The organism is Glaciibacter superstes DSM 21135 (assembly GCF_000421145.1).
GTDB lineage: Bacteria > Actinomycetota > Actinomycetes > Actinomycetales > Microbacteriaceae > Cryobacterium > Cryobacterium superstes.
Window position 1 is genome coordinate 1 of sequence record NZ_ATWH01000032.1, and the last position, 9,947, is coordinate 9,947.

Sequence of the window (9,947 nt, forward strand, 5' to 3'; positions counted from 1 at the left end):
TGTTTCTAAGTTAAGTCCGGCGGTGTCCTACTCTCCCACAGGGTCCCCCCTGCAGTACCATCGGCGCAGAGAGTCTTAGCTTCCGGGTTCGGAATGTGACCGGGCGTTTCCCTCTCGCTATAGCCGCCGAAACACTTGTGATGTTAATCAAAGTGAATCAAACAAGCACAACGTGATGTTGTGTGTTTGGTTCTCGACCGTACATCGAGAACCACATAGTGGACGCGTAGCATCTTCGATTCGAACGAAGTGTTATCAAATTATTGGCTTATTAGTACCGGTCAGCTCCATGAGTCTTTAGTCCTCACTTCCACATCCGGCCTATCAACGCAGTAGTCTAGCTGCGAGCCTCTCCCCCTAAGGGATGGAAATCTCATCTCGAAGCCGGCTTCCCGCTTAGATGCTTTCAGCGGTTATCCGTTCCGAACGTAGCTAATCAGCGGTGCTCCTGGCGGAACAACTGACACACCAGAGGTTCGTCCATCCCGGTCCTCTCGTACTAGGGATAGATCTTCTCAAATTTCCTACGCGCGCAGCGGATAGGGACCGAACTGTCTCACGACGTTCTAAACCCAGCTCGCGTACCGCTTTAATGGGCGAACAGCCCAACCCTTGGGACCTACTCCAGCCCCAGGATGCGACGAGCCGACATCGAGGTGCCAAACCATGCCGTCGATATGGACTCTTGGGCAAGATCAGCCTGTTATCCCCGAGGTACCTTTTATCCGTTGAGCGACAGCGCTTCCACAAGCCACTGCCGGATCACTAGTCCCGACTTTCGTCCCTGCTCGACTTGTCAGTCTCACAGTCAAGCTCCCTTGTGCACTTACACTCGACACCTGATTGCCAACCAGGTTGAGGGAACCTTTGGGCGCCTCCGTTACTTTTTAGGAGGCAACCGCCCCAGTTAAACTACCCACCAGGCACTGTCCCTGAACCGGATCACGGTTCGAAGTTAGATATCCAATATGACCAGAGTGGTATTTCAACAGTGACTCCACCTGAACTAGCGTCCAAGCTTCACAGTCTCCCACCTATCCTACACAAGCCACACCGAACACCAATACCAAGCTGTAGTAAAGGTCACGGGGTCTTTCCGTCCTGCTGCGCGTAACGAGCATCTTTACTCGTAATGCAATTTCGCCGAGTTCGCGGTTGAGACAGCTGGGAAGTCGTTACGCCATTCGTGCAGGTCGGAACTTACCCGACAAGGAATTTCGCTACCTTAGGATGGTTATAGTTACCACCGCCGTTTACTGGGGCTTAAATTCTCAGCTTCGCACCGAAGTGCTAACCGTTCCTCTTAACCTTCCAGCACCGGGCAGGCGTCAGTCCGTATACATCGTCTTGCGACTTGGCACGGACCTGTGTTTTTAGTAAACAGTCGCTTCCCACTGGTCTCTGCGGCCTTCAAACGCTCCCGGAGTAAATCCGTTCACGCCTCAGGCCCCCCTTCTCCCGAAGTTACGGGGGCATTTTGCCGAGTTCCTTAACCACGATTCTCTCGATCTCCTTAGTATTCTCTACCTGACCACCTGAGTCGGTTTGGGGTACGGGTGACTAAAACCTCGCGTCGATGCTTTTCTTGGCAGCATAGGATCACTGATTTCCCCCCTACGGGGTACCCATCGGGTCTCAACCTTCATGAGAGACGGATTTGCCTATCTCTCGGCCTACACCCTTAGACCGGGACAACCATCGCCCGGCTCAGCTACCTTCCTGCGTCACACCTGTTAATACGCTAACCGCACCAGAATAGGGTCGTACGCTAGGCCCACCCCCTCCACCCGAAGGCTTTGGTCGGCGGGATTCAGATACTTAGCATTACTGGATTGGTTCGGACGGTTTTTCGCCAGTACGGGAATATCAACCCGTTGTCCATCGACTACGCCTGTCGGCCTCGCCTTAGGTCCCGACTTACCCAGGGCGGATTAACCTGGCCCTGGAACCCTTGGTCTTTCGGAGGACGGGTTTCTCACCCGTCTTTCGCTACTCATGCCTGCATTCTCACTCGTGTGGCCTCCACGGCTGGTTTACACCGCCGCTTCGCTGGCCACACGACGCTCTCCTACCCATCAACACGGCTGAACCAACCACACAAGGTGGCGGCTTACCAAAAATGCTAATGCCACAACTTCGGTGGCGTGCTTGAGCCCCGTTACATTGTCGGCGCGGAATCACTTGACCAGTGAGCTATTACGCACTCTTTCAAGGGTGGCTGCTTCTAAGCCAACCTCCTGGTTGTCTGTGCAACTCCACATCCTTTCCCACTTAGCACGCGCTTTGGGACCTTAGTTGGTGGTCTGGGTTGTTTCCCTCTCGACGATGAAGCTTATCCCCCACCGTCTCACTGCTGCGCTCTCACTTACCGGCATTCGGAGTTTGGCTAACGTCAGTAACCTTTTAGGGCCCATCAGCTATCCAGTAGCTCTACCTCCGGCAAGAAACACACAACGCTGCACCTAAATGCATTTCGGAGAGAACCAGCTATCACGAAGTTTGATTGGCCTTTCACCCCTATCCACAGCTCATCCCCTCCATTTTCAACTGAAGTGGGTTCGGTCCTCCACGTGCTCTTACACACGCTTCAACCTGGCCATGGATAGATCACTTCGCTTCGGGTCTAGGACATGCGACTGAATCGCCCTATTCAGACTCGCTTTCGCTACGCATTCCCCTCTCGGGTTAAGCTCGCCACATATCACTAACTCGCAGGCTCATTCTTCAAAAGGCACGCTGTCACAGCAACAAGGCTGCTCCAACGGTTTGTAAGCAAACGGTTTCAGGTACTATTTCACTCCCCTCCCGGGGTACTTTTCACCTTTCCCTCACGGTACTTGTTCACTATCGGTCATGTAGGAGTATTTAGGCTTATCAGGTGGTCCTGACAGATTCACACGGGATTTCTCGGGCCCCGTGCTACTTGGGATACTCTTCGGGCGATTACTGCATTTCGGCTACGGGGTTCGCACCCTCTATGACCAGGCTTTCAATCCTGTTCGCCTATACAACGCTCTAACCCTCACCATCTCGGCAGAGACAGCAGAAAAGTCCCACAACCCCGACCATGCAACACCTGCCGGCTATCACACATAATCGGTTTAGCCTCGTCCGGGTTCGCTCGCCACTACTAACGGAATCACTATTGTTTTCTCTTCCTGTGGGTACTGAGATGTTTCACTTCCCCACGTTCCCTCTACCCGCCCTATATATTCAGGCGGGAGTCACCAGATCACCTCACGGGCCTGGCGGGGTTTCCCCATTCGGACATCCTCGGATCACAGTTCGTTTATCAACTCCCCGAGGCTTATCGCAGATTACTACGTCCTTCTTCGGCTCTACATGCCAAGGCATTCACCGTTTGCTCTTAGAAATTTGAAATCACATGAGTTCGAATCGATTAAGGTCACGAATAAATTCGCGACAGAAATTGACCAATGAAAGAGCCAACAAAAAAGAACAACCCAAAGGCTGAACGATTTCGCCGGCTCAATCTTTGTGATTCGAGACCGAAGTCTCGAATCTAAGATGCTCGCGTCCACTGTGTAGTTCTCAAAGTACGGGCGGTACCCTCCCCCGCCCCAAGTAATGGAAACGAGAAAAGGTCCAGAGGAACAGTCCAACCCAATGGCCGGCCCGGTCCCTCAGGACCCAACAGCGTGCGGTATACCAGCCCCCGTCCACCCCACCATTCCAACCGACAGTGAATAAACACTGGGGCGTACTAAGTGAAGCGAACTTCATCCGGCATCTATGTCAATGTTCCACCCATGAGCGTTGTCCAACCCGAACAGGCTGGTACAACTTGGCAGTTAATTCTCGCTTCACTCCGTGTAAACAGCAAAGACTCCACGAGACTGCACATGCTCCTTAGAAAGGAGGTGATCCAGCCGCACCTTCCGGTACGGCTACCTTGTTACGACTTAGTCCTAATCACCGATCCCACCTTAGACAGCTCCCTCCCTTACGGGTTAGGCCACCGGCGTTGGGTGTTACCGACTTTCATGACTTGACGGGCGGTGTGTACAAGGCCCGGGAACGTATTCACCGCAGCGTTGCTGATCTGCGATTACTAGCGACTCCGACTTCATGAGGTCGAGTTGCAGACCTCAATCCGAACTGAGACCGGCTTTTTGGGATTCGCTCCACCTTACGGTATCGCAGCCCTTTGTACCGGCCATTGTAGCATGCGTGAAGCCCAAGACATAAGGGGCATGATGATTTGACGTCATCCCCACCTTCCTCCGAGTTGACCCCGGCAGTATCCCATGAGTTCCCACCATAACGTGCTGGCAACATAGGACGAGGGTTGCGCTCGTTGCGGGACTTAACCCAACATCTCACGACACGAGCTGACGACAACCATGCACCACCTGTATACGAGTGTCCAAAGAGTTCCACATTTCTGCGGCGTTCTCGTATATGTCAAGCCTTGGTAAGGTTCTTCGCGTTGCATCGAATTAATCCGCATGCTCCGCCGCTTGTGCGGGCCCCCGTCAATTCCTTTGAGTTTTAGCCTTGCGGCCGTACTCCCCAGGCGGGGAACTTAATGCGTTAGCTGCGACACGGAGACCGTGGAATGGCCCCCACATCTAGTTCCCAACGTTTACGGCATGGACTACCAGGGTATCTAATCCTGTTCGCTCCCCATGCTTTCGCTCCTCAGCGTCAGTTACGGCCCAGAGATCTGCCTTCGCCATTGGTGTTCCTCCTGATATCTGCGCATTCCACCGCTACACCAGGAATTCCAATCTCCCCTACCGCACTCTAGTCTGCCCGTACCCACTGCAGGCCCGAGGTTGAGCCTCGGGATTTCACAGCAGACGCGACAAACCGCCTACGAGCTCTTTACGCCCAATAATTCCGGACAACGCTTGCACCCTACGTATTACCGCGGCTGCTGGCACGTAGTTAGCCGGTGCTTTTTCTGCAGGTACCGTCACAACTCAAAAAAGAGCCACTTCTTCCCTACTAAAAGAGGTTTACAACCCGAAGGCCGTCGTCCCTCACGCGGCGTTGCTGCATCAGGCTTGCGCCCATTGTGCAATATTCCCCACTGCTGCCTCCCGTAGGAGTCTGGGCCGTGTCTCAGTCCCAGTGTGGCCGGTCACCCTCTCAGGCCGGCTACCCGTCGTCGCCTTGGTGAGCCATTACCTCACCAACAAGCTGATAGGCCGCGAGTCCATCCCCAACCAAAATTCTTTCCACAACCAGACGATGCCGTCAGCTGTCATATCCGGTATTAGACGTCGTTTCCAACGCTTATCCCAGAGTCAAGGGCAGGTTACTCACGTGTTACTCACCCGTTCGCCACTAATCCAAGGAGCAAGCTCCCCTTCATCGTTCGACTTGCATGTGTTAAGCACGCCGCCAGCGTTCGTCCTGAGCCAGGATCAAACTCTCCGTAAATGTTTGACAGACAACCAGGCGAACCCAGCGTCACATCTAGTGTGAAAGGCCACCGGAATAGGCGAACCAAACACAAGTTTGAAACTGACAGAACAAATCATTACTGACTTGCTTCTATCCATTAATCTTTTCCAAAGGAATCTCCTCATCAGACCGAAGTCCAACGACGAGGTTTTTGGCATTTGACATAGTGCACGCTGTTGAGTTCTCAAGGATCGGACACCCCAACCTCAGACCTCCCGGCCATCGCAATGGGGCAACTTCTCTACCTTACCTACTTGCTGGATGCCTGTCAAATCAAGTGTTTCGGGCGATTTCGCAGCATTCAACACACGGTTGAACACACACGAAAAAACGCCCCCACTTGAACTGCAGCACAGTTCGTAGGAGGATTTTTAATCTTAGGCGTCAAAGCACATTCCTACAAGAGGATTCTTGTGCTTCTCAGTTTGGGATTCGGTCCCACTTGAGGCCGGGAAGCTCTGCGGCTTTCCCGCACCTTTGGGGTACGTATAGATACATTACGGTCGGATTCCCCGCTCGTCAAAACGGCTGCATTCCGGGCGTGTCACGACCGCCCGCGCCGCCACTCCGCAAAGAAATGACGGGCGGGCAACCGTGTACAACGGTCGCAACGATCAGGCTCGGCGACGCCTCGACACAAGCCACACAACGCCGGCCCCGACCAGCAGACCGCCGAGCGCGCTCACGCCGATCCACACCGGCGTGAGGGTACTGTCCGCTTCAGTAGCGGCCGCTGCGAATTCGGGCACATCAGCCGGGTCTCCATACTCACCCTGGCGATCGACGGTGCTGCCATCGGCCCAGCCGCCTCCGACATCGCAGTTCATCCGATCACGCGATGACACGCCCTGCATCGACATATCCAGGCTGCGTTCCGACGCCGCGGTTCCCACCGGCACGTCGACATCCGGTCGATGGATGCCGCCGTCTGCCGTGCTGCGCTCGAGAATGTCTTCCAGCAGGTAGTTGCCGAGACCGAGTCCGGTCGTGGCTCGCTCGCTGGTGAACTCCGTGAGGATTTCCTCCGCCCGAGAGTCGTCACCACTCTCGATCGCGTCGCTCGCCCGAGCGATCACCTCCGCGTGTTCGTCTATCGACGTCGCTTCCATGCCTTCGAACGCGGCGGTGACATCCTCGAAATACGCTTCGGGCCTGGCACAGGCCGCGTACATCAGCCGCTTGTACGTCTGTGTGGCAAACTCCGTCGCCTCCTGTTCCGCATACTCAGGCGAGACGTAGCTCGCCGAGGCACCAGCGGTGAGGTAGCGATGCTGGGTGTACTCGATGGGAACGTCTCCTGTTCCGATCATCACGGGGATGTAGGGCGCCGTCGCGGCCGCGGTCACCGCCACCCACAGGGTCTGCAGCCGCGGATCGGCGAGGTCATCGCGGATCTCGGCGACCTGTCCGTATCCGGATCGGTCGTCAGACCAGCGCGGATCACGCACCAGCCGCATCGCGTCCTGCAGCGTCAGCGCGTCCATCGATTCGAGTTCGCCCTCCAGGGAGACCGGGTTTCGATACGGTGCAGGATCGTCGGGATCGGCGTCCTGACCGACTTCGAAGTCATTGGTCGGGAACTCCTGTTGGTAGACATCCTGCAGGTTCATCGTGGCCCGTCCTGCGGACTCCCACCAGCCCTGCTGCACCGCAACATCGACGAGGTTTGCCGAGCCGACGTAGTCGGGGTTGTCGCCGTTGATCGCGTCGACAGGGAACTCCTGGATATACCCCGGATACGAGACCCGGATGTCGTCGGCACTCAGCCGCTCCGCTGCCCACAGCCCGAGTCCGCCGGAGTACTCGACGAACACCCAGCCCTCGTTCTCGTCGGCGAACAGGTGTGAGTTGCCGCCGTACGTGGTGTAACCGTATTCATCGATGAGCGCCCCGAGAATATCAACGGCGTCACGCGCGCTCGTGGCCCGCTCCATGGCGATGCGGGACAGATCGGAGTAGCTCGGCCCTGTCTGGTCTGGCGGCGTCATGTCCCACAGCTCTTCGCGGGAGTTCGACCACACATCGCGTGCGGCCACACCGTGTTCGTTCAGCCCGCCGTTGGTCAGCGGCGCAGGGAATCCGGCGAACTCAGAGTAGTTCGAGGTGATATATCTCGCGGTCTCTGGGGTCTGGGGGATCTCGGTGAGCTGACCGGGCATGTCCGCTTCGTCTGTCGCACCCACCACCATGGTGGAGCCGGCCTCGTGCTTCTGCGCCGGCACGATCTCAAGCCAGTGACTCGACGGCTCATGCCCGAAGCCGCCAATGAGAGTATGGCCGGATTCGGTGCGATTCTTGCCCGCGTAGAACGCGAAGCTCTTGTCCGGATCGGCATCCGGACCGCTTGAGTCGCTGCCCTGCTGCGTTGTTTCAGTCACTGGTTCAACGGATGCTGCGACAACGGATGCCGCGGCCGCGGGTGCAGCGGCGAGAACTCCGGTACCCGTGATCAGAATGGCGATGCTGGCAGATGCCAGTCGTCGAAAAGAGATAATGCCTCCTAGGCGAATGAACAGATGTACCGGTTGCTGATGCAACCGGTATCCGTTCTATCGCTGAAGGGAAGCCTTTGCCCAATCCCCCTGAATGGGGTACACGCCCACGAGCGCGACTACCCCCTCCGGAGCCGGGGTATCAGTAGCGGTAGTGGTCGACCTTGTACGGGCCGCCGACCGGCACTCCGATGTATACGGACTGCTCAGGGGTCAGCTCGGTCAACTCAACGCCGAGCGCGTCGAGGTGCAGCCTGGCCACCTTCTCGTCGAGGTGCTTCGGCAGTACATACACGCCCACCGGGTACTTCTCGGGGTAGCAGTACAGTTCGATCTGGGCAAGCACCTGGTTGGTGAACGAGTTGCTCATCACGAACGACGGGTGCCCTGTCGCGTTGCCGAGGTTCATCAGGCGGCCCTCTGAGAGCACAAGAACGCTGCGCCCGGTCGGGAGCCGCCACTCGTGCACTTGCGGCTTGATCTCCACCTTCACGGCGCCGCCCAGCGACTCCAGGCCGGCCATGTCGATCTCGTTGTCGAAGTGCCCGACGTTGGCGACGATCGCGAGGTGCTTCATCTGGAGCATGTGCTCCGTGGTGATGACACTGAAGTTGCCTGTGCCGCTGACGAAGATGTCGACCTGGTCGACCACCGACTCGATGCGTGAGACCTGGAAACCGTCCATTGCGGCCTGCAGTGCATTGATCGGGTCGATCTCGCTGACGATGACCCGTGCGCCCTGGCCGCGAAGGGCCTCTGCCGCACCCTTGCCGACGTCGCCGTAGCCACAGACGAACACGACCTTGCCGCCGATCAGCACGTCGGTCGCCCGGTTCAGGCCGTCTGGCAGTGAGTGACGGATGCCGTACTTGTTGTCGAATTTCGACTTGGTGACCGAGTCGTTCACGTTGATCGCTGGGAACAGCAACTGGCCGGCGGCCGCCAGCTCGTAGAGTCGGTGCACGCCGGTGGTGGTTTCTTCCGTGACGCCACGGATCTCGCCGGCGATGCCGGTCCAGCGGTCTGGTGTGAGGTCGAGCGACCGGCGCAGGGTGTCAAGCACGACCCGATATTCGTGACTGTCGGCATCCGTTGTCGCCGGCACTTCACTGGCCTCTTCGAACTCACGTCCCTTGTGCACGAGGAGGGTGGCGTCGCCGCCGTCGTCGAGGATCATGTTCGGGCCGGTCCAGGTCTCCCCCGCCGCCGCAGCTTCCTCGCTCCAGTCGAAGATGCGCTCGGTGCACCACCAGTACTCCTCCAGCGTCTCGCCCTTCCAGGCGAACACCGGGACTCCGGCCGGGGCATCCGCTGTTCCGGTCGGACCGACGGCGATGGCAGCCGCCGCCTCGTCTTGTGTGGAGAAGATGTTGCAGCTCGCCCAGCGCACCTGCGCGCCGAGGGCGACGAGGGTCTCGATCAGAACGGCGGTCTGCACGGTCATGTGCAGAGAACCGGCGATGCGCGCCCCGGCGAGCGGCTTGGAATCGCCGAACTCGTCGCGGAGGGCCATCAGGCCGGGCATCTCATTTTCGGCGAGACGCAGCTGGTGCCGCCCCGATTCGGCGAGGGACAGGTCTGCGACCTTGAAGGCGGGCAGCGCCGTTGCGGACGCGCTGGACGTGGGGGTCGAAACGACAGTCATGTGACTATCTTCGCATCCCTGGCTTGGAACCATTCGACGGAGATTTTCGGCATTTGCGCTCCGAAACGGGCGAAACCCTGGCTGGCAGTCTTGTTGTGACCCGTTCTGATCGGAGATTCGCAATGACTGTAGTAACAATCGCGCCGAGGATCTTCTCGGTGGATGAGAAGCGTGAGCATGTGCTTGCGTATGTGGCCGCCCGGCACGGGACGAAGGGTGTGTACCTTTCCGAGCACGGCATCACGGGCACGGAGATGCGCGGGTGGCGTCTGGCGATGGCCGACGGAGATCTCGGTGTCGGGCTGGTTCCTCGTCATACTGGCTCAATGGCACGTAAGGATGTGGCGGAGATTCGTCGGCTGCAGGACGAGGTGGAC

The 9,947-nt window shown here is 57.6% G+C and carries 2 protein-coding genes, 3 rRNA genes and 1 pseudogene; 1 reads left to right on the top strand and 5 read right to left on the bottom strand.

Going from position 1 to position 9,947, the window contains the following annotated elements; genetic code table 11:
- Positions 1 to 14: 14 nt before the first annotated feature.
- The 5 genes from rrf to ahcY form a co-directional block, all read right to left on the bottom strand.
- Positions 15 to 131: ribosomal RNA gene (gene rrf / locus K323_RS0123240) — 5S ribosomal RNA — on the bottom strand.
- Between the two features lie 120 nt (positions 132 to 251).
- Positions 252 to 3,381: ribosomal RNA gene (locus K323_RS0123245) — 23S ribosomal RNA — on the bottom strand.
- 493 nt (positions 3,382 to 3,874) lie between these two features.
- A 16S ribosomal RNA gene (locus K323_RS0123250) occupies positions 3,875 to 5,409 on the bottom strand.
- The 16S, 23S and 5S rRNA genes sit together here, the layout of an rRNA operon.
- Before the next feature lie 638 nt (positions 5,410 to 6,047).
- Complete coding sequence (locus K323_RS0123255) at positions 6,048 to 7,970, bottom strand: C69 family dipeptidase (protein ID WP_022887654.1); 1,923 nt, start codon at positions 7,968 to 7,970, stop codon at positions 6,048 to 6,050.
- A 97-nt stretch (positions 7,971 to 8,067) separates the two neighbouring features.
- Positions 8,068 to 9,570 carry an adenosylhomocysteinase gene (ahcY, locus tag K323_RS0123260; protein WP_022887655.1) on the bottom strand — a complete coding sequence of 501 codons (1,503 nt, stop codon included), beginning with the start codon at positions 9,568 to 9,570 and terminating at the stop codon, positions 8,068 to 8,070.
- A 122-nt stretch (positions 9,571 to 9,692) separates the two neighbouring features.
- On the opposite strand from ahcY, the pseudogene K323_RS28300 reads away from it, so the two are divergent.
- A pseudogene (locus tag K323_RS28300) lies at positions 9,693 to 9,947 on the top strand (hypothetical protein); the annotation flags it as partial.